The organism is Geodermatophilus sp. SYSU D01119 (genome assembly GCF_054049975.1).
Map to the genome: position 1 here is coordinate 108,326 of NZ_JBJGYL010000010.1, position 19,688 is coordinate 128,013.

Sequence of the window (19,688 nt, forward strand, 5' to 3'; positions counted from 1 at the left end):
TAGCCTCTGATCATGGCCGATCCCGCCCCGGACGACCCCGCCCAGGTCGCCGCAACCCAGGTGGCCCCCGCCCTGGCCGCCCGGCTCGCCGCCGACCCGCTCGCCGAGCTGCTGGGCATCGACCTGGAGGAGGTCCGGCCCGGGTACGCCCGCGCCGCGATGACCGTCGGCCCGCGGCTGCTCAACGCCGTCGGCACCGCGCACGGCGGCGCCACGATGGCGCTGCTCGACGTCGTCCACGCGGTGGTGAGCAACAGCCACGGCGTGGTCGCGGTGGCCCAGGACGTGCACACCGAGTTCCTCGCCCCCGGGCGGCCCGGGGAGCGGCTGGTCGCCGAGGGCAGCGAGCTCCACCGCAGCCGCCGCACCGCCGTGTACCGGATCGAGGCGCGCGGCGAGGACGGGCGGCCGGTGGCCACCGCCCTGGCGCGGGTGTTCCGCACCGACCGCAGCTGGGAGGACGCCGAGTGAGCCTGCCGGTGCCCACGATGGAGGCCCCGCCGGTGGGCGTCGTCGGGCTCGGGCAACTCGGCGGGTCGCTGGCCGCGGCGCTCGTGGCGGCCGGGCGGGAGGTGCGCGGGTGGGACGTCGACCCCACCGCCCGCGAGGCCGCCGCGGCCCGGGGCGTGCGGGTCACCCGGGAGCTCGGCGGCGTCGTCGTCCTGGCGGTCCCGCTGCCCGCGATGGCCGCCGCCCTCGACGGCCTCGACGTCGACCCCGCCGCCACGGTCACCGACCTCGGCTCGGTCAAGGTCCCGGTGATGGAGTCGGTGGGCGCGGCGCTGGGCGGGCGGTTCGTCGGCGGGCACCCCATGGCCGGCACCGAGCGCTCGGGCCACGCGGCCACCGACCCGGGCCTGTTCCGCGGCGCCCGCTGGGCGCTGTGCCTGGAGCCGGGCACCGAGCTGCCGCGCTGGCTGCGCGCCGCCGAGGTGGCCCTCGCCGCCGGCGCCGAGGTGGTGCCGGTGACCGCCGGCGAGCACGACGACGCCGTCGCCGCCGTCAGCCACGTGCCGCACCTGCTGGCCGCCGCGCTGGCCGCCGCGGCGGGCGCGGCCGGGCCGCTGGCGCTGTCGCTGGCCGCCGGCAGCTTCCGCGACGGCACCCGGGTGATCGGCAGCGACCCCGGGTTCGTCACCGCGATGGTCGAGGGCAACGCCGGTCCCACCGGAGCCGCGCTGGCCCAGGTGCTCGCCCAGCTGGAGCGGCCGTGGCCGGACCTGGTGGCCGCCGGGCACGCGGTGCGGACCGCGCAGGCCGGAGCGGGCGCCGGGCGGCGGACCGTGCGAGTGCCGCTGGACCGGGCGGCGCTGCTGTCGCTCGGCCGCGCCGGCGGCGCGGTCACCCGGCGGCTGGCCGCCTTCGTCGAGGGCTGGGTGCCGGGGACCTGAGCCGGTTTCCCGGGATCGGCGTGGGGCAGAGTGGCGGGCATGGACGACAGCGAGATCCGCAGCCGCATCGAGGCCCTGGTCGAGGAGGAGCACCGGCTCCGCGACAGCGCCGAGCACACCGAGGAGCAGCGGGCCCGGCTCCGGCAGATCGAGGAGGAGCGCGACCAGCTCTGGGACCTCGTCCGCCAGCGGGACGCCAAGCGCCAGTACGACGAGGACCCCGACACCGCCGAGGTGCGGCCGAGGTCGGAGGTCGAGGGCTACCTGCAGTAGCCGTCGGCGCTCCGCGGCCCGGCCCGGGCCTAGGCCGAGTCGCGGACCGGCCGCCGGCTGCCGGCGTCGTGGTGCCCGGTGGCCAGCAGCGCGAGCTGCCAGAGCAGCCGGGCCCGCGGGTCGGTGGGCTTGCGGCCGGTCACCGACTCGATCCGCCGCAGCCGGTGCATGACCGTGTTGCGGTGGCAGTACAGGAGGTCGGCGGCGCGGGTGGGTGAGCCGTCGGCGTCGAGGAACGCCGACAGCGTCTCCAGCAGCACCTCGCGCTCGTCCTCGGGCAGCTCCAGCAGCCGGCCCAGCGTCTGCCCGACCAGCCGCTCGGCGATCTCCGGCGAGTTCGACAGCAGTGCCTCGGGCAGCCGGTCGTCGGTGGTGACCACGCGCGCCGTCCCGGGCGGGAGCGTGCGGGCGGCGGTCTCGGCCAGCCGGTAGGCACCGGCGACGGCGGCCGCGCCCTCCACCACCGGCGACACCCCGACCGGGCCGGTGGCCAGCAGCCCCAGCCAGCCCAGCAGCTCGGGCAGCCGCCGGGTGCCGAGCGCCACCACGCCCACCTGCGCCTGCGCGCGGGTGCCCCAGGCCGAGCGGATGCCGCGCTTGAGCAGCGCCTGCGCCGGGTCGGCCGCCGGCTCGGGCCGGTCCTCCGCCGAGGGCGCGACGACCACGGCCAGCCGCCCGCCGAGCGGGACGGCGAGCAGCTCGGAGGCCTGCCGGACGAACGCCGGGTCGCCACCGCGGCCGTCGAGCAGGCCGTCGACCAGCCGGCGGCGCTCCGCGACGTCGAGGCCCGCGCGGCGGCGCTCCTCCGCCCGGTAGCCCTCGGCGGCGGCGCTGCACCCGCGGTCGTTGGTCCGCCACAGCGAGCCCGCGACCTCCAGCAGCAGGCCGTCGTCGTGCCGGCCGCTGTTCCGGGACAGCGCGACCAGCGCCTCCCAGGTGATCTGCCCGCCGAGGCGGTAGGCGCGAAGCACCGCCTCCAGCGGGATGCCCTGCGCCGCACGCAGCCGGCCGACGGCGCGCGCACCCTCGGCGTGGCTGGCGTAGTAGGCCGCCGGGACATCGGGCAGCAGGCCGCGGATGCCCACCTCGAGGTTGCGCCGCAGCGTGGTGCGCAGCAGGGGGTCGCCCGACTGCATGGCCTCCCGGTAGGGCGGCTCGGTCTCCACGAGGACCTCGACCATCCGGTCGGTCATCTCGTCGAGCTGCTCGAGCAGTGCGGGGACCATCTCGGCCAGCCGCTCGGTGACGCCTCCCTGGGCCGTGTGCACGCGATCACCTCCGGTTCCCATCGCACAGAGCACAACACGGCGGGGGCATCACTGTGCGCTGCGCCCATTGTGACGGCCCTCACCGGACCGCAGAGTCATCGGGAACCGAGCTGTGACCCAATCGACGCCGACCCGGCGTCGGCTGGAGCGCGGCTCCTCCCCGATGAAGAGGAGACGTGGGCACCTTGGCGCAGCCGCCGGACACCTCAGGCAGCAGCACCCGGCACCAGGACCGATCGCCCACCGCCCGGCTCGAGATGACCGGGATCAGCGTCGCCTTCGGCGGCGTGAAGGCCCTCACCGACGTGTCGCTGACCGTCGAGCCGGGTCAGGTGCACGGCCTCATCGGCCCCAACGGCGCCGGCAAGACGACGATGTTCAACGTGGCCTGCGGCCTGGTCCGCGCCACCGAGGGCCGGATCGTCTGGCGCGGCCAGGAGCTGCGCCGGCTGCGGCCGAACCAGCTGGCGAAGCTGGGCATCGCGCGCACCCTGCAGGGCGTCGGCCTGTTCCCCGGCCTGACCGTGCTCGAGAACGTCATGGTCGGCGCGCACAAGCACGCCAGGGCCGGCTTCTTCTCCGCCCTGTTGGCGATCCCCACGGCCGACAAGGACGACGCCCGGCTGCGCGAGCGCGCCCTGGAGGCCCTCACCGAGCTCGACGCCGAGGGCTACGCCGCCCGCTACCCCGGCAGCCTCCCCTACCCGGTGCAGAAGCGGGTCGCCCTGGCCCGCGCGCTGGTCTCCGAGCCCGAGCTGCTGCTGCTCGACGAGCCGGCCAGCGGCCTGTCCGAGGACGAGATGCACGAGCTCGGCGAGCTCATCCGCCTGCTGTCGGGCCGGATGAGCGTGCTGCTCGTCGAGCACCACATGGACCTCGTCATGCGCGTCTGCGACCAGATCACCGTGCTCGACTCCGGCCGCCAGATCGCGGCGGGGACCCCGGAGCAGGTCCAGAACGACCCGGCGGTCACCGAGGCCTACCTCGGCGACGCCGTCGACGACACCACCGACGTCAGCGAGCTGGCGGGCACCGACGGGGGGACCCACCGTGGCTGAGACCGGCGCACACGGCAGCACCGCGGCCTCGGCCGCCGGCGTCGGGCTGTCGAAGGCCGGGGGGACGGCGACCGCGCAGGCCGTCCTCGAGGTCGAGGGCCTGTCGGCCGCCTACGGCCCCGTCCGGGCGCTCGACGGCGTGTCGCTGCGCGCGGAGTCCGGCCGGATCACCGCCGTCCTGGGCGCCAACGGCGCGGGCAAGACGACGCTGCTGCGCACCATCAGCGGTCTGGTCCGCCCGACCGCGGGCCGGGTCGTGCTCGGGGGCGAGGACGTCACCCGGTCGCCGGTCGAGGCGATGGTCACCAAGGGCATGTCGCACGTCCCCGAGGGCCGCGGCGTCATCGCCGAGCTGACCGTCGACGAGAACCTGCGGGTGGGCTCGCTGTTCCGCGGCAAGGTCGGCCAGGACGAGTTCGACCGGGTCTACGACCTGTTCCCGCGCATCAAGGAGCGGCGCAACCAGACGGCGCACACGCTGTCGGGCGGCGAGCGCCAGATGCTGGTCATCGGCCGCGCGCTGCTCGCCCGGCCCCGGGTGCTGCTGCTCGACGAGCCCTCGCTGGGCCTCGCGCCGCGGATCGTGGCGCAGATCTTCGCCCTGCTGCGCAACCTCGTCGACACCGAGGGCCTGTCGGTGCTGCTCGTGGAGCAGAACGCCCGCAGCGCCCTGTCGGTGGCCGACACCGGCGTCGTGCTCAACCTCGGCCGCGTGGTCGTCACCGACGACGCCGCCCGGCTCGCCGGCGACGAGGACCTCCGGCACGCCTACCTCGGCTTCTAGCCGCTCCCCGCTCCTCCGCACGCCAGGAAGGCAGCCCCCCACGTGCAAGAGTTCGTCAACCTCACCCTCGGCGGGGTGATCACCGGATCGGTCTACGCGGCCTTCGCCCTCGCCCTGGTGCTGATCTGGCGGTCCACCCGGATCGTCAACTTCGCGCAGGGCGCCATGGCCGCGCTCACGACCTTCATCGCGATCGCCCTCATCGACGCCGGCCAGTCCTACTGGGTGGGCCTCGTCGTCGCCCTGCTGTCGGGCCTGGTGATCGGCGCGGTCGTCGAGCGCGTCGTGATCCGGCCGGTCGAGGGCGGGCCCGAGCTCAACGCCGTCATCGTCACCCTGGGTCTGTTCATCGCGATCCAGGCGCTGATCTCGGTGCTCTTCGGCGTCAACCAGCGGGCCTTCGTGCCGCCGTTCTCCAACATCGGCTTCCGGATCGGCGACACCACGCTCGGGTCGCTCAGCCCCAACACCGTCTACACGCTCATCGCGGTGCTGCTGGTGATGGTGGCGCTCATCGCGCTGTTCCGGTTCACCCGGCTGGGCCTGGCCATGCGCGCCTCGGCCTTCGGCCAGGAGGTCGCCCGGCTGCTCGGCGTCCGCGTCGGCCGGATGCTCACCCTCGGCTGGGCGCTGGCCGCCGTCGTCGGCTCGCTGGCCGGCATGCTGATCGCCGCCGAGACGGCCTTCGTGGCGCCGACGTTCATGGACTCGCTGATCGTCTTCGGCTTCGTCGCCGCGGTGCTCGGCGGCCTGGACTCGCCGATCGGCGCCGTCGTCGGCGGGCTGATCCTCGGCGTCGCCCTCAGCTACGTCCGCGGCTACCTCGGCGACACGCTCGTCGGCCTCGCCGCCCTCGTCATCCTCGTCGTGGTCCTGCTCGTGCGGCCCGGCGGCCTCTTCTCGACGACCCAGACGCGGAGGGCGTGACCGCCGTGAGCGACCTGCAGACCCCCGCCTCCGCCTCGGCCGCCGGCGCGGCCACCTCCGAGGCGCCCACCACCGCCACCGCGGCGAGCAACGCCAGCTCGGCGCAGGCCACCGGCGGGCGCTCGTTCCTGCCGCGCAACACGCTGCTGCGCCACCTGCTCGTCCTGGTGCTGTGCGCCGTCGGCGCGGTGGTCCTGCTCGAGTCCACCGACCTCGGCTTCAACGCCCAGATCGGCTACGTGGCCTTCTACGCCATCGCCGCGGGCGGGCTGACCCTGCTCACCGGCCTCAACGGGCAGATCTCCCTGGGCCACGGCGCGCTCATGGCGGTCGGCGGCTACACCACCGCGCTGCTGCTCGACGTCGAGGAGCCGCTGCCGCTGGTCGTGGTCTTCCTCATCGCGGTCGCGCTCACGTCGGTCGTCGGCGCGATCGTCGGCGTGGCCGCGGCCCGGCTGCACGGCCCGTACCTGGCCGGCGCCACCCTCGCCCTCGCGGTCGGCCTGCCGGGCCTGGCGCTGCACTTCAGCGACCTGCTCGGCGGCGAGCAGGGCCTCACGGTCTCCACGCCCGACCGCCCCGACTGGTTCGTCGAGGGCATCCGGACGCTGTCGGGCAACTCCGCCTCCGGCGTCAAGTGGATCGCCTACATCAGCGTCGCCTGCCTGCTGGTGACCTACTTCCTGCTGGCCAACCTGATGCGCAGCCGGGTCGGCCGCACCTGGCGCGCGGTGCGCGACCAGGAGGTCGCCGCCGAGCTGTCCGGCATCAACCTCGGCGCGTGGCGGGTCGTCGCCTTCGTCGTCAGTGCCGCCGCGGCGGGCCTCGCCGGCGCCGTCCTCGCCCTCGTCGTCCGGCTGACCGCGCCGACGGCCTTCACGATCGTGCTGTCCCTGTCGCTGCTCACCGCCATCGTCATCGGCGGCCTCGGCAGCCTGCTCGGGGCGCTCATCGGCTCGGCGCTACTGGTCTTCCTGCCGCGCCTGCTGCGGGACGCCGGCGAGTCGCTGGACATGGACGCCGCCCAGGCCGCCGAGATCTCCTACGTCGTCTACGGCGTGATCCTCGTGCTGGTCATGCTCTTCGCCCCCGCGGGCCTGGTCGGGTCGATCCGGCTGGCCCTGATGAAGCAGCGCGCCCGGCGGGCAGCCGGCCGCGCCCGGGGGTGAGGGTCCGCCCTCCCGGCCGCCGGCCACCCCGACTCCCCCCCACCCCACCAAGACCCCCCGGGCACAGGCGCCCGGGTCCCTCCAGAGGAGAACCGTTGACAAGATCCTCACGACGCCTCGTCAGCTTCGTGGCCGCGGCGACCGTCGCCACCACCCTGGCCGCCTGCGGCGGCGGGGACTCCGGTGGCGGTGGCGGCGGCGGTGGCAGCGAGGAGAACGAGGCCTCGGACATCGGCATCACCGAGGACAGCATCAAGCTCGGTGCCCACTACCCGCTGACCGGCGTCGCGGCGCCCGGCTACAGCGAGATCCCCACCGGCGTCCAGGCCTACTTCGACTACGTCAACGCCAACGGCGGGGTCAACGGTCGCCAGATCGAGTTCGTCTACCGCGACGACGCCTACAACCCGACCAACACCAGCCAGATCGTCAACCAGCTCGTCCTCGAGGACGAGGTCTTCGCGATCATGTCGGGCCTCGGCACCCCGACCCACAACGCGGTCACCGACTTCCTCAACAGCGAGGGCGTGCCCGACCTGTTCGTGTCGTCGGGCTCGCGGCTGTGGGACGACGTCGAGGAGAAGCCCTACACCTTCGGCTGGCAGCCCGACTACGAGATCGAGGGCAAGATCATCGGCCAGTACGTGGCCGAGAACTTCCCCGACGCCCGCGTCGGCCTGTTCCTCCAGGGCGACGACTTCGGCGAGGACGGCGCGGCCGGCGCCCGCCAGTACCTCGAGGACCAGATCGTCGCCGAGGAGACCTACGTCCCCGGCAACACCGACGTCGTCCCGCAGATCTCCGCGCTGCAGGCCGCCGGGGCCGACCTCGTGCTCGGCTTCAACGTCCCGAGCTACACGGCGCTCTCGCAGCTGACCGCGCTGCGCCTGGGCTACCAGCCGCAGTGGTTCTACTCGAACGTCGGCTCGGACCCGGCGCTGGTCGGCTCGCTGCTGGCCCGCTTCTCCGAGGGCGCGGTGAGCGACGCCAGCCTGCTCGACGGCGTCCTCACCACCGAGTACATCCCCGGCCTCGACGCCCCCGACAACCCGTGGGTGCAGCTGTGGCAGCAGGTGTGGGAGGAGTCCGGCCAGGAGGGCGAGCTCACCAACTACCGCATCTACGGCATGTCGCAGGCCTACACGATGGTCCAGGCCCTGCAGTCCGCCGGCCAGAACCCGACGCGTGACGACCTCGTCGCCGCCGTCGAGCAGGCCGGCTCCGAGTGGGAGGGCCCCGGCTTCACGCCCTTCCGCTACTCGGAGGACCGCCACGCGGGCTACAGCGGCATGCTGGTCAGCCGGCTGCAGGGCGAGGGCTCGGAGGACCTGACGCCGATCCTCGTCACCGACAACGGCGACGCCGAGATCGAGGAGCTCGACGGCGAGCCGGCCAGCCCGCCGGAGAACGGCATCCCGGACGAGGAGCCGATCAACTGAGCCTCCGGGCACACGGGCTCTGAGCACACCACGGCGGGCCGCCGGTTCCCCTCGGGGACCGGCGGCCCGTCGCCGTCCCGGGTGACCGGCAGCAGAACACTCAGCCCTCGAAGTGTCGGCGGATGATCTCCGGGTAGGGCCGTCGTGGACCCTGCGTGACGGGGCGGTGGAACAGGACGGAGCAGGCATGGTGCACGCGGCACGGACGATCCGGCGGGCGGTGGTGACCGGCGGCGCCGGCTTCCTCGGCTCCCACCTCTGCGAGCACCTGCTCGACCGCGGCGTCGAGGTCGTCTGCCTCGACAACTTCCTCACCGGCTCGCCGGAGAACGTCGTCCACCTCATGGAGCACCCCGGCTTCCGGCTGGTGCGCTGCGACGTCACCGACTTCGTGCACGTCCCCGGCGACGTCGACCTGGTGCTGCACTTCGCCTCCCCGGCCAGCCCGCTGGACTACCTGCGGATGCCGATCGAGACGCTCAAGGTCGGCAGTCTCGGCACCCTGCACACCCTCGGACTGGCCCACGAGAAGGGCGCCCGCTACGTGCTGGCCTCCACCTCGGAGGTGTACGGCGACCCGCTGGTGCACCCGCAGCCCGAGGAGTACTGGGGCAACGTCAACCCGGTCGGCCCGCGCGGGGTCTACGACGAGGCCAAGCGGTTCAGCGAGGCCCTCACCACCGCGTACCGGACGTCGAAGGGCACCGACACCGGGATCGTGCGGATCTTCAACACCTACGGCCCCCGCATGCGCGCCGACGACGGCCGGGCCATCCCCGCATTCGTCGGCCAGGCGCTGGCCGGGCGCCCGCTGACCGTCGCCGGCGACGGCTCGCAGACCCGGTCGATCTGCTACGTCGACGACACGGTGCGCGGCATCCTCGCGCTGGCCTTCTCCGACCAGCCCGGGCCGGTCAACATCGGCAACCCCGACGAGCTGTCGATGCTCCGGCTGGCCGAGTGGATCCGCGAGCTCACCGGCTCCACCTCCGACGTCGAGTTCGTCGACCTGCCCGTCGACGACCCGAAGGTCCGCCGCCCCGACACCCGCCGCGCCGAGGAGCTGCTCGGCTGGCGGCCGGCCGTCTCCTCCGAGGAGGGGCTGCGGCGCACGGTCGACTGGTTCGCCGCCCGGCTGCAGGAGTCCGCGACCCGCGTCGGCTGACCAGCGGGGACGCACGGGCCCGGTCGCGAGGACGTCGCGACCGGGCCTCCACTGTGGCGGAGTTCGCACCTACAGTGGTTCCGGCGGTCGGGGGACACGCCAGAGAACCGGACTCTGACCGAGAGTGAGCAATGGGCCGCCACGCCGACACGACCGCGCAGCGCCGCACGACCCGTCCCGCACCCCTCGCGATCGGCGCCGCACTGCTCGTCCTGGCTCTGGTGGCCGGCGGGCTGGTGTGGTGGCTGTCCTCCGGCTCGGAGGCCGGCGCCGACTGCGACGAGACCCGCACGGTGCGGGTCACCGTGGCGCCGGAGATGGGCGTGGTCGCCCAGGGCCTGCTCGACGAGAGCCAGGACCTCGGCGGCGGCGCGTGCGCGGTGGCCGAGGTGACCGCACAGGAGCCGCTGCAGACGGTCGGTGACCTCACCGCCCTCGAGGGCAGCGCCCTCCCGCAGGTGTGGGTGCCCGACAGCTCCCTGTGGGCCGTCCGCGCCGGGGACGACGCCGGCCTCGACCCGTCGGGCTCCATGGCCCGCTCCCCCGTCGTCCTGGGCACCAGCCGCGCCGCCGCCGACCAGCTCGGCTGGAGCGCGACCCCGCCGGGCTGGCCGACCGCGCTCAGCGGCGAGCGCCCGGTCGCCGTCCCGGACCTGGCCACCAGCGCCGAGGGCGTGGCCGCGCTGGCCGCCGTGCAGACCTCCCTCGGCGGCGGCGAGCAGGCCGACAACGCCGTCGTGCAGGCGGTGCTCGCCGCCCGCCGCGGCCCGGCCGTCACCCCCGCCGACGCGCTGGGTGCCGCGGCCGCCGACGACGCCGACGCCCCGCTGGTGCCGGTCAGCGAGCAGGAGGTCATCGCGCTCAACCGCGCGACGCCGGACTCCGCGCTCGTGGCCGTCTACCCGGCGGAGGGCTCGCCCCAGCTGGACTACCCGGTGCTGCGCGTCGGCAGCGGCTCCGACGAGGACCGCGCCGCCGTCGACGCCGTCATCCGCACGCTGACCTCCGAGGCCGCGCGCACCGCCGTCCTCGACGCCGGCTTCCGCGACACGGAGGGCAACCCGCCGACCGAGCCGGGCCCGGGCGTGCAGGAGCAGGCGCCGCAGGCACTGGACGTCGACACCGAGCAGGTGCAGGGGCTCCTCGACGAGCTGGCCCGGCTGGCGGCGCCGTCGCGGCTGCTGACCGTCTTCGACGTCTCGCAGTCGATGGAGGCGCCCGCCGGCGACGGCACCCGCGCCACCCTCGCCCGCGACGCGGCCCGCAGCGCCCTGTCCCTGATCCCGGGCAACTCCTCGATCGGCCTGTGGTTCTTCGCCTACCAGCTGCAGGGCCAGCAGGACTGGGTGGAACTCGAGCCGATCCGGGGCCTCACGGAGGAGGTCGGGGGCAGCACCCAGCGCGACCTGCTCGACGCCGCGCTCGACACCATCCCCGAGCGGCTCTCCCGCGGCGGCACCGGCCTGTTCGACACCACGCTGGGCGCCGTCCGCGCCGCGCGCGAGCAGTACGACCCCGAGGCCGTGAGCAGCGTCGTGATCGTCACCGACGGCACGAACGAGGACAGCACGGGCATCGGCCTGGACCAGCTCCTGCAGACGCTGCAGGACGAGGCCGACCCGTCCCGGCCGGTGAAGGTCATCGGCGTCGCGCTCGGCCCGGACGCCGACATCGCCGCCCTCGAGCAGATCGCCGCGGCCACCGGCGGCGCGGCCTACTCCGCCGTCGACCCGACCGACCTGCAGGACGTCCTCTTCGACGCGCTGCGCCAGCGCTAGGCGAGCAGCCGCTCCAGGGCGGCGGTCACCTCGCCGACCGTGACCCGCGCGAGCGCGGGGTCCAGCTCGGTGCCCCACGGGTCGCCGGTGCCGTCGCCGTGCCACAGCACCACGTGCTGGGGGCGCGGCGGCGGGCCCCACAGCGCCGGGGACACCGGGCCGAACAGCACCACCGACGGGCGGCGGTAGGCGGTCGCCAGGTGCGCCACGCCGGTGTCACCGCACACGACCACCCGGGCGGCGGCGACGGTGGCGGCCAGCTCCAGGGTGGAGGTGCGCCCGGCGAGGACGGCGTCCGCCCCCAGCCCGGCCGCCTCGGCCACGGCACGGGCCAGCTCCCGCTCGGCCGGCCCGCCGGTGACGCGCACGTCGTGGCCGGCGGCCGCGAGCTCGCGGGCCACGGCGGCGAAGCGCTCCGGCGGCCAGCGCCGCCCGGGGAAGGCCGCCCCCGGGTGCATGAGCGCCGCCCCGCGCACCGCCGGGGGCACGGGCGGGACGGCGAGGTCGAGCGCGTCGGGGTCGGCCTCGACCCCCAGCCCCTCGGACACCAGCCGGCACCAGCGCCGGACCTCGTGCTCGTCGGGGTACCACGTCGGCCCGGGATAGCCCGGGCTGGCGAAGGTCAGCAGCCGCGCCGGGCCCAGGCCGGCGACGACGACGTGCGACGCCGGCCCCTTGCCGTGCAGGTCGACGCCGAGCTCCGGCGGCGGCCCGGTCCAGTCCAGCGGCTCGAGCTCGCGCGCGGGCAGCACCTCGTCGACGGCGTCGACCAGCCCGGCCAGCGGCGCGAGCGCGGACGTCGTCGCCAGGACCAGCCGGTGGTCCGGCACGGCCGCCCGCACGGCGCGGATCGCCGGGACGCCGGTGAGCAGGTCACCGAGCCCCAGCGGCCGCAGGACGACCGCGACCGGGCGGTCGTCCCTCACACGCGGGAGCGCTCGACCAGGGCGGTGGTCGAGTGGCCGTCCAGGTACGGCAGGACGACGGCCTGCCCGCCCCACTGCCGCAGCACCGCGGCCTCGGGCAGGTCGGCGCCGGCGTAGTCGCCGCCCTTGGCCCACACGTCGGGCCGCAGCCGGTCGAGCACCTCGGCGGGGGTGTCCTCGTCGAAGACCACGACGGCGTCGACGGCGTCGAGGGCCTCGAGCACCCGGGCCCGGTCGGCAGCGGTGACCAGCGGCCGCGAGGGGCCCTTGAGCCGGCGCACCGAGTCGTCGGAGTTGATGCACACGACGAGGCAGTCGCCGAGCCCGCGGGCGGCGCGCAGCGTGGCCACGTGCCCGGCGTGCAGCAGGTCGAAGCAGCCGCCGGTGGCCACCACGGTGCCGCCGGCGTCGCGCACGCGGGCCAGCAGCGCCGAGACGCCGTCCTCCGCGGCCACGTCGGGCTCGCGCACCGGGGAGGCGTCCCAGGCGGTGGCCCCGCCGGCGGCGACGAAGCGCCCGGCGAAGGCGACGGCCGCGGCCACCGCCTCGCCGGTCACCGCGCCGTCTGCCAGCGCCAGGGCGGCCGCGGCGGCGAAGGAGTCGCCGGCGCCGCACGGGTCGCCGCCGGTCACGGGGACGGCGGGCACGACCATGGGCGCGCCCTCTCCGTAGGACAGCAGCGCGCCCCGGGAGCCGAGGGTGACCACGACCGCGCCCACGCCCCACTGCCGGATCAGCGCCTCCGCGCGGGCGCCGACCGCGGCCAGCCCCTCGCCGTCGGCCGGCACACCGCCGGCGGCGGCGACGCGGGCGGCCTCGGAGGCGTTGGGCGTGACCAGCCGGACGCTGGGCACCGGGTCGGCGCCGCGGGGGTGCGGGTCCCAGACCACCGGACCGCCGGCCTCGGCCAGCGCGGCGCGCACCGCCTCGTCCGACGTCGTGCCCCGGCCGTAGTCGGCGACCAGCACGGCCGCGGCGCCGCGGATGGCCTCGCGGGCCTCCTCCGGCAGCTCGCCGAGGGTGACCGAGGGCGCGCCGCTGTCGATGCGCACGACCGAGTGGTCGCCCACCCGCACGCGCTGCTTGACCGCGGTGCCGCCGGTGGCGGGCACGGCGACCAGCCGGACCCGGCCGGCCAGCAGCGCCCGGAGCCGCGCGGCACCCTCGTCGTCGGCCAGCGGCGCGACGAGCACGACCTCGCGGCCGGTGGCCTGCGCGGCGATGACGGCGGCCAGCGCGGCCCCTCCCGGGCGCTCGCGGGTCTCGACGTCCTCGACCACCGGCACCGGCGCGTCGGGGGTGAGCCGGGAGGAGGTGCCGACCAGGTCGACGTCGAGGAGGGCGTCCCCGACCACCACCAGCGGCTTCACCGGGCGACCCCCAGGCGGCTCTGCGGCACGCGGGCGGGCTCGGCCAGCACCGCGGCGTCGAAGGCGGCGCACAGCAGGTGCAGCGCGACGAGGTGGCACTCCTGCACGGTCGCCGTCCACGGGGAGTCGATGCAGACCGCCTCGTCCGACGCCGCGGCCAGCGGGTTGGGCGCCGGGCCGGTGATGGACAGGACGGTGATGCCGCACTCGCGGGCGCGGCGGGCGGCGGCGACGGCGTTGGGCGAGCGGCCCGAGGTCGACAGCAGCACCAGGACGTCGCCGGCCCGGCCGTGCGCCTCGACCTGACGGGCGAACAGCTCGTCGGCCGGGTAGTCGTTGGCGATCGCGGTGAGCGAGGAGGTCTCCGCGGTCAGGCAGATCGCGGAGAACGGGGGCCGGTCGGCGCGGTAGCGGCCCACGAGCTCGGCGGTGAGGTGCTGCGCCTGCGCGGCGCTCCCCCCGTTGCCGGCCGCCAGCAGCCGCCCGCGGGACTCGCCGCACAGCACGTCGGCCAGCAGCGCGCCCCAGCGGTCGAGGGTGTCGACCGACGCGTCGAGGCTGCGCAGCGCGTGCGTCAGCGACGCGACGTGGTCGCGGCCGGTCAGGTGGGTGCACGAGTCGGGCGAGACGACCTCGCCCGCAGTGCTCTCGTGGGCGTGGTGGGGAGCGACACTCACGGGGCGACCTCCAGGGGCGCTCATCGGACGGCCTCGACGGGACGCCGGGTGGACAGGACCTGCCGGTAGACGGCCTCGGTGTCGGCGGCCACGCGGGCCCACCGGTAGCGGGCACGGGCCCGCCGGACGCCGGCCGCGCCGTAGGCGGCGCGCCGGGCGTCGTCGGCCAGGAGCGCGGCGAGGACCTCGCCGAGCCGGGCCGGGTCGCGGGGCGGCACGAGGTCGCCGGTGACGCCGTCGGCGACGGAGTCCTGCAGCCCGCCGACGGCGGTGGCCACGACCGGGCGGCCGCAGGCCATCGCCTCCAGCGGGGTGATGCCGAACGGCTCGTACCAGGGCACGGCCAGCACGACGTCGGCCGAGCGCACCCACGCGGGCACGTCGGCGCGGGCCACCGACCCGGCGAAGCACACCCGGTCGGCCACGCCCACCTCGGCGGCGACCTCGCGCAGCCGGCGGACCTCGGGGTCGGTGCCGAGCCGGTCGGCCGGCGGGCCGCCGACGACGACGAGCTCGGCCCCGGGCACCGCGGCCAGCGCGCGGACGGCGTCCTCCTGGCCCTTGCGCTCGACCAGCCGGCCGAGCACCAGCAGCCGCGGCCGGCCGGTGCGCGGCGCCACCGGCCCGCGCGGGGTGAAGACGGTGGTGTCGACGCCGCACGGGACGATCGAGACCCGGTCGCGGGACAGGCCCAGGCGGCGCAGCTCGAACACCTCGTCGCTGCAGGTGGCCACCACGTGGCCCACCGCCCGGCACAGGTCCCGCTCGAGCTCCACGCGCTGGGCCGGCGAGGTGTCGGCGTCGCCCTGGTGGCGGCGCTTGACCGAGCCGAGCGCGTGGAAGGTCTGCAGCACGGGCACGGGGGTGAGCAGGCTGCCGGCGGCCTCGACGGCGGCCAGCCCGCTCATCCAGAAGTGCGCGTGCACGACGTCGGGCGGCCGCACCGCCCACCGCGCCCGGAGCGCCGCGGCCAGCGCGGGCATGTGGCCGAGCAGGTCGTCCTTGGGCAGCGCCTCGGCGGGCCCCGCGGTGAGGTGCGAGACGACGTAGCCGTCGGCCGTGGTCACCTCGTCGGGCAGGTGCGGGTCGTCGCGGCGGGTGTGCACGGTGACCTCGTGGCCGCGGGCGGCCAGGCCCGCCGCCAGCGCGGCGACGTGCACGTTCTGCCCGCCGGCGTCGACGCCGCCGATCGCGGCCAGCGGCGAGGCGTGCTCGCTGACCATGTCGATGCGCAGCGGCGCCCCGGTGGGCCGGTGGGTCCTCATCGGGTGACCTCCTCGAGGAGTCGATCCCAGTCGGAGAGGAACCGGGCGAGCCCGTAGCGCTCCAGCGCGGCGGCGCGCGCCGCCTTGCCGGCCAGCCGGGCGGCGTCCTCGTCGTGCAGGTAGGTGCGGACCGCGTCCCACAGGACCTCGGGCCGGGTGGAGACGACGCCCGCCCCCGCGGGCACCGCCTCGACCACCTCGGTGGTGGCCAGGGCGACCACCGGCATGCCGAGGTGCATCGCCTCGAGCAGGGAGAGCCCGAGGGAGGTCCAGCGCACCGGGTGCACGTAGACGCGGCGGCGGGCCAGCTCGGCGTGCATGGCGGCCTGGGGCGGGTCGTCGTAGAGGGTGACGCGGTCGGGGTCGAGGCCGTGCCGCTCGTGCAGGCCGGACAGGCCCATCCCGAAGACGTCGACCGGCGCGGCCGCGGCGAGCCCCGGCAGCAGGTCGGCGCCGACGGTGCGGCCGCGGCGGACCGGCTCGTTGGTGACGACGGCGGCCCGCGCGAGCTCGCCGGTCCAGCGCTCGCCGGGGTCGACGATGCCGTGCTCGATCACCGTCGTGGGCGCGCGGCCGTTGTCGTAGAAGAGACGGTTGAAGTGGGTGACGTGCGCGATCGGGACGTCGTCGCGGTCGGCCAGCGGGTGGCGGGTGTGCGGCACCGGGCCGTCGCCGGGCTCGAGGCCGGGCGCGTTGTGCTCGAGGAAGACGGCGGGCAGGTCGTGCCCGGGCTCGCGGCCGAGCCACTCCCGGACCAGCTCGAGGTCGCGCATCCGCTGGAGCACGACGACGTCGACGTGCTCCTCGCGCAGCTGCTCGGGCGTCACCTCGCGGGCCGACGCGGGCCAGTCCCACGTGCGGGCGCGGCCGAGCCCGTCGGGGCCCCGGCCGGGGACCACCGGGAGCAGGTACTCGTGCCTGCCCTCGAGGAACGCGGTCGTCCACGAGCCGTGCACGTGCCAGAGCAGGATCTTCACGCGGCGATCACCTTCCCGACGGCGGCGACGACGTCGGCGGCGCTGACCGACGAGAGACAGGGGTGGCCGGGCACCGGGCACACGCGGGCCCGGCTGCCGCGGCAGGGCGCGGACTGGTCGCCGAGCAGCACCGTGGGCACGCCGTAGGGCGCCCACCGGGCCGCGGGCACGACCGGGCTGAACAGCGAGACGACGGGCGTGCCGACGGCGGCGGCGAGGTGCGCGGGGCCGGTGTTCCCGACGACGACGGCCGCGGCGCCGGCGAGCAGTGCGGCCATCTCCGGCAGCGTCGTGGCGCCGCCGAGGTCGGTGCCGCGGGTGCCCGCGACGGCGGCGGTGAGTTCCCGCTCCCCCGGCCCGCCGGTGACCAGCACCCGGTGGCCGGCGTCGGCGAGGGCCTCGACCGCCTCGGCGCAGCGCTCCGCGGGCCAGGCACGGGCGGGCACCGAGGCGCCGGGGTGCACGACGACGTGGCCCGGTGCGAGTGCCTCCGCGAGATCTGCACACTCGGGCCCACCCGGCGCGCGGAAGCCCCGGGTGTGCAGATCTCGCGGGTCGACGGGCGGCAGGGGGCGGCGGACGGCGAGCCGGCCGTCGTCGCCGTCGGGCAGGTCGAAGCCGGCCGCGCGGGCGAGCGAGAGGGCCCGCTCGGGCTCGGGCAGGTCGACCTCGTCGTCCTGGCCGATGCGGTGCCGGACGTCGAGCAGCGACCCGGGGTAGTCGACGCTGGTGGCGCTGATCCGCGGGACGCCGGCGGCGCGCAGCAGCAGGGCCAGCGGCAGCGGCGACTGGTGGAAGGACGTGGAGACGACGGCCTCGTCGGGGGCGAGCGCGCGCACCCGTCCGGTGAACGCGGCGAGGTCGGCGGGGTCGACCGGCGGCGGGTCGCCGAGGATCCAGGGGCAGGCCCAGGTCCAGACCTCGTCGACGCCGGGCAGCAGCGCCGCGGCGTCGGCCCCGGCCGGCCCGGCGAGGAACACCACCCGCTCGGCGGCCGCGGCGACCGCGCGGACGAGCGGGCCCTGGAGGAGGACGTCGCCGGCGTTGTCCAGCCGGGCGACGAGGACGGTGCCCCGCCGGCGGCTCACCACCGGCCGGCCAGGACGTCGTCGACCGCGGCGGCCAGCGTCGTCGCGCGGCGGGTCGCGGCGGCGACCTCCTGCCGCCGCGTCACCGGCGTCGGGACCATGATCCCCACCGCGCCGGCCGCCGCGGCGGCCTCGACATCGGCGCCGATGTCGCCGATCACGACGGTCCGCGCCGGGTCCACGTCGAGCTCGGCACAGGCCGCCTTCACCATCCCGGGCGCGGGCTTGCGGCAGTCGCAGCCGTCGTCGGGGCCGTGCGGGCAGACCTGCACCGTCTCGAACGGGCCGAGCAGCTCGTCCAGCCGCGCCATGCAGGCGTCGACCTGCTCGCGCGTGATGATGCCGCGGGCGACGCCGGACTGGTTGCTCACGACGCCCACCCGGACGCCGCGGGCGCGCAGGGCGTCCAGGGCCTCCTTCGCCCCGTCGACCGGGCGGACCCACTCGGGGTCGCCGTTGTAGGGGAAGTCGTGCACGAGGGTGCCGTCGCGGTCGAACAGGACCAGGTCGGGCAGGCCGCGCCACGGGGCGACCCGGCGGTGCCGGACGACGCCGCGCAGCCAGTGCCAGGTGGCCAGCGGCGGGATGGCGGCGCTGGTGAGGGCCATGGTGGTGACCTCGGCACGGTCGCGCGGGCCCGGGGCGGTGCGGGCCCAGGCGAACTCCGCGGTGCCGGCGGCCCAGGCCAGCGCGGCGGCGGCCGCGGCGCGGGGACGGCGGGCGGCGGCCAGCCCGACGGCGGCGAGGGCGGCGGCGGTGACCGCGAGGTGCTGGGGACGGCGACCGAGCGCCGCGTCGGCCCGCTCCCGCCAGTCCGGGCCGTGCAGGCGGCGCATGAGGACGTCGTCGGCGTTGCCGGCCTGCACCCGCACGCTCACCCAGCGGTCGACCGGGCGCACGGGATGGGTGATCCAGCGCTCGCCGCGCACCAGCCGGGCGCCGGTGTCCATGACCCGCAGTGCCAGGTCGGAGTCCTCGCGGAAGGCCCGCGGGAAGCGCTCGTCGAACCCGCCGACGGCGGCCAGGGCGGCGCGGCGGTAGGCGAGGTCGGCGGTGATCCAGGAGCTGGTGGCCAGCCCCGCGGTGCCGCGCTCCCAGTCGGTGGGCCGGCGGTCCTCCGGCAGCGGCACGCGCACCCGGCCCTGGCTGCCGGCGACGTCGGCGGGCAGGCCGGACAGGTCGGCGTCGAGCCGGGCGTACCAGTCGGCGTCGGGGACGACGTCGTCGTCGAGGAAGGCGATCCACTCGGTGCGCGCGGTGCGCCAGCCGAGGTTGCGCGCGCGGGCCGGTCCGCCGCCGCCCGTGCGGACCACCCGGACCGGCGGCAGTCCGGGCCGGTCGACGTCGAGCGGCGGGCCGTCGGGGCGGTCGTCGACCACCACCAGCTGGGCCGGGCGGGGCCCCTCGGCGGTGGCGAGCACGTCGAGCAGCACGTCCAGCGACGGCCGGCCGATGGTCGGCACGACGACGGTGCAGCTCACGGGCATGATCGCGCCCTGCCCGGGCGCGACGGCCCGCAAACACTACGGGCTTGAAGTTCCTCCGGAGGTGCGGGACCGGCACCTCCGCGGGGCCCCGCCGCGGGCGGGTGGCGGGGGCGGAGCGCCTCCGTCAGCGGCGTATCCGGGTGGCGGCGGACACCCGGGCGAGCGCGTCGGTGACCACCGGCGCCTCGTCGCCCAGGAGGACGAGCAGGCGGGCGACGAGCTCGTCGTGGAGCACCGCGGCGGCCCGGACGCGCTCGCGGCCGGCGTCGGTGAGCCGGGCGTGCAGCAGCCGGCGGTCGCCCGGACGCCGCTCGCGGACCACCAGGCCCTGGTCGACGAGCCGGCCCACCGTGCTGGTGACGCCGGCCCGCGAGAGCCCCAGCGCCTCGGCGACCTCGCCCATCGTGGCGCGCTCCCCCGGCGCCTCGGCGATCCGGCGCAGCGCCTCGAAGCCGGTCAGCGAGAGGTCGTGCTCGCGGTGCAGCGCGGAGTCCACCCGGTGGGTGATCTGGTCGTGCACCTGCACGATGCGCAGCCACGTCTCGGCGGCGCGGGGCTGCGCCCCGGGGAGCGCCGCGGGGTCGGCCGGGATCCCGGGGGCGAGGACGTCCTCGGATCGCATCGCCCCATCGTCGCCGATGACGGC

At 76.4% G+C, this 19,688-nt stretch carries 19 protein-coding genes; 10 read left to right on the forward strand and 9 right to left on the reverse strand.

All coding sequences use genetic code 11. The features are described 5' to 3' along the window. Positions 1 to 12 precede the first annotated feature (12 nt). Genes ACI79X_RS10385 through ACI79X_RS10395 form a run of 3 tightly spaced genes read left to right on the forward strand, consistent with a single transcriptional unit; the run spans position 13 to position 1,664 of the window. A complete protein-coding gene (locus ACI79X_RS10385; protein ID WP_457025314.1) occupies positions 13 to 471 on the forward strand; it encodes a PaaI family thioesterase in 459 nt (152 codons plus the stop codon). Beyond that, a complete protein-coding gene (locus ACI79X_RS10390; RefSeq protein WP_457025315.1) occupies positions 468 to 1,391 on the forward strand; it encodes a prephenate dehydrogenase in 924 nt (307 codons plus the stop codon). Before ACI79X_RS10385 ends, ACI79X_RS10390 begins: the two co-directional genes overlap by 4 nt. A gap of 39 nt (positions 1,392 to 1,430) precedes the next feature. Continuing rightward, positions 1,431 to 1,664: a DUF2630 family protein gene (locus ACI79X_RS10395; RefSeq protein ID WP_457025316.1), complete on the forward strand. Its 234-nt coding sequence runs from the start codon at positions 1,431 to 1,433 to the stop codon at positions 1,662 to 1,664. Between the two features lie 29 nt (positions 1,665 to 1,693). Here ACI79X_RS10395 and ACI79X_RS10400 read toward each other — a convergent pair whose 3' ends face one another. Further along, positions 1,694 to 2,932 carry a PucR family transcriptional regulator gene (locus tag ACI79X_RS10400; protein WP_457025317.1) on the reverse strand — a complete coding sequence of 413 codons (1,239 nt, stop codon included), beginning with the start codon at positions 2,930 to 2,932 and terminating at the stop codon, positions 1,694 to 1,696. Positions 2,933 to 3,108: 176 nt separating this feature from the next. Here ACI79X_RS10400 and ACI79X_RS10405 point away from each other — a divergent pair, with 176 nt between their 5' ends. The 7 genes from ACI79X_RS10405 (at position 3,109) to ACI79X_RS10435 (ending at position 11,252) form a co-directional block, all read left to right on the forward strand. Further along, positions 3,109 to 3,990 (forward strand): ABC transporter ATP-binding protein, encoded by an 882-nt coding sequence (locus ACI79X_RS10405; protein WP_457025318.1) that lies wholly within the window; start codon positions 3,109 to 3,111, stop codon positions 3,988 to 3,990. Next, positions 3,983 to 4,774: an ABC transporter ATP-binding protein gene (locus tag ACI79X_RS10410; RefSeq protein WP_457025319.1), complete on the forward strand. Its 792-nt coding sequence runs from the start codon at positions 3,983 to 3,985 to the stop codon at positions 4,772 to 4,774. The genes ACI79X_RS10405 and ACI79X_RS10410 overlap by 8 nt, the downstream gene beginning before the upstream one ends. Before the next feature lie 42 nt (positions 4,775 to 4,816). Next, entirely contained in the window at positions 4,817 to 5,701 is an 885-nt protein-coding gene (locus ACI79X_RS10415) for a branched-chain amino acid ABC transporter permease (protein ID WP_457025320.1), read from the forward strand. Further along, positions 5,698 to 6,870 (forward strand): branched-chain amino acid ABC transporter permease, encoded by a 1,173-nt coding sequence (locus tag ACI79X_RS10420; protein ID WP_457025321.1) that lies wholly within the window; start codon positions 5,698 to 5,700, stop codon positions 6,868 to 6,870. The genes ACI79X_RS10415 and ACI79X_RS10420 overlap by 4 nt, the downstream gene beginning before the upstream one ends. 128 nt (positions 6,871 to 6,998) lie before the next feature. Further along, on the forward strand, positions 6,999 to 8,309 hold the full coding sequence (locus ACI79X_RS10425) for an ABC transporter substrate-binding protein (RefSeq protein ID WP_457025322.1): 1,311 nt from the start codon (positions 6,999 to 7,001) through the stop codon (positions 8,307 to 8,309). Between the two features lie 187 nt (positions 8,310 to 8,496). Continuing rightward, complete coding sequence (locus tag ACI79X_RS10430) at positions 8,497 to 9,474, forward strand: UDP-glucuronic acid decarboxylase family protein (protein WP_457025323.1); 978 nt, start codon at positions 8,497 to 8,499, stop codon at positions 9,472 to 9,474. Between the two features lie 131 nt (positions 9,475 to 9,605). Next, the gene (locus tag ACI79X_RS10435) at positions 9,606 to 11,252 is read left to right on the forward strand and encodes a VWA domain-containing protein (protein ID WP_457025324.1); all 1,647 of its coding nucleotides are present in this window, start codon (positions 9,606 to 9,608) and stop codon (positions 11,250 to 11,252) included. Here the strand turns inward: ACI79X_RS10435 and ACI79X_RS10440 are convergent. The 8 genes from ACI79X_RS10440 to ACI79X_RS10475 form a co-directional block, all read right to left on the reverse strand. Further along, positions 11,249 to 12,178, reverse strand: coding sequence for a glycosyltransferase family 9 protein (locus ACI79X_RS10440; protein WP_457025325.1), 930 nt, complete (start codon positions 12,176 to 12,178; stop codon positions 11,249 to 11,251). The genes ACI79X_RS10435 and ACI79X_RS10440 overlap by 4 nt on opposite strands. After that, positions 12,175 to 13,548, reverse strand: a complete 1,374-nt coding sequence (gene rfaE2 / locus ACI79X_RS10445; protein WP_457025326.1) for a D-glycero-beta-D-manno-heptose 1-phosphate adenylyltransferase — start codon at positions 13,546 to 13,548, stop codon at positions 12,175 to 12,177. Before rfaE2 ends, ACI79X_RS10440 begins: the two co-directional genes overlap by 4 nt. After that, positions 13,545 to 14,225: a D-sedoheptulose-7-phosphate isomerase gene (locus ACI79X_RS10450; protein ID WP_457025327.1), complete on the reverse strand. Its 681-nt coding sequence runs from the start codon at positions 14,223 to 14,225 to the stop codon at positions 13,545 to 13,547. The genes rfaE2 and ACI79X_RS10450 overlap by 4 nt, the downstream gene beginning before the upstream one ends. 20 nt (positions 14,226 to 14,245) lie before the next feature. Continuing rightward, positions 14,246 to 15,490: a glycosyltransferase gene (locus ACI79X_RS10455; protein ID WP_457025328.1), complete on the reverse strand. Its 1,245-nt coding sequence runs from the start codon at positions 15,488 to 15,490 to the stop codon at positions 14,246 to 14,248. Then, positions 15,487 to 16,467, reverse strand: a complete 981-nt coding sequence (locus ACI79X_RS10460) for a glycosyltransferase (protein WP_457025329.1) — start codon at positions 16,465 to 16,467, stop codon at positions 15,487 to 15,489. The genes ACI79X_RS10455 and ACI79X_RS10460 overlap by 4 nt, the downstream gene beginning before the upstream one ends. After that, complete coding sequence (locus ACI79X_RS10465; RefSeq protein WP_457025330.1) at positions 16,464 to 17,555, reverse strand: glycosyltransferase family 9 protein; 1,092 nt, start codon at positions 17,553 to 17,555, stop codon at positions 16,464 to 16,466. Before ACI79X_RS10465 ends, ACI79X_RS10460 begins: the two co-directional genes overlap by 4 nt. Then, on the reverse strand, positions 17,552 to 19,042 hold the full coding sequence (locus ACI79X_RS10470; protein WP_457025331.1) for an HAD-IIIA family hydrolase: 1,491 nt from the start codon (positions 19,040 to 19,042) through the stop codon (positions 17,552 to 17,554). The genes ACI79X_RS10465 and ACI79X_RS10470 overlap by 4 nt, the downstream gene beginning before the upstream one ends. Positions 19,043 to 19,166: 124 nt before the next feature. After that, on the reverse strand, positions 19,167 to 19,664 hold the full coding sequence (locus ACI79X_RS10475) for a MarR family winged helix-turn-helix transcriptional regulator (RefSeq protein ID WP_457025332.1): 498 nt from the start codon (positions 19,662 to 19,664) through the stop codon (positions 19,167 to 19,169). Between the last annotated feature and the right edge of the window lie 24 nt (positions 19,665 to 19,688).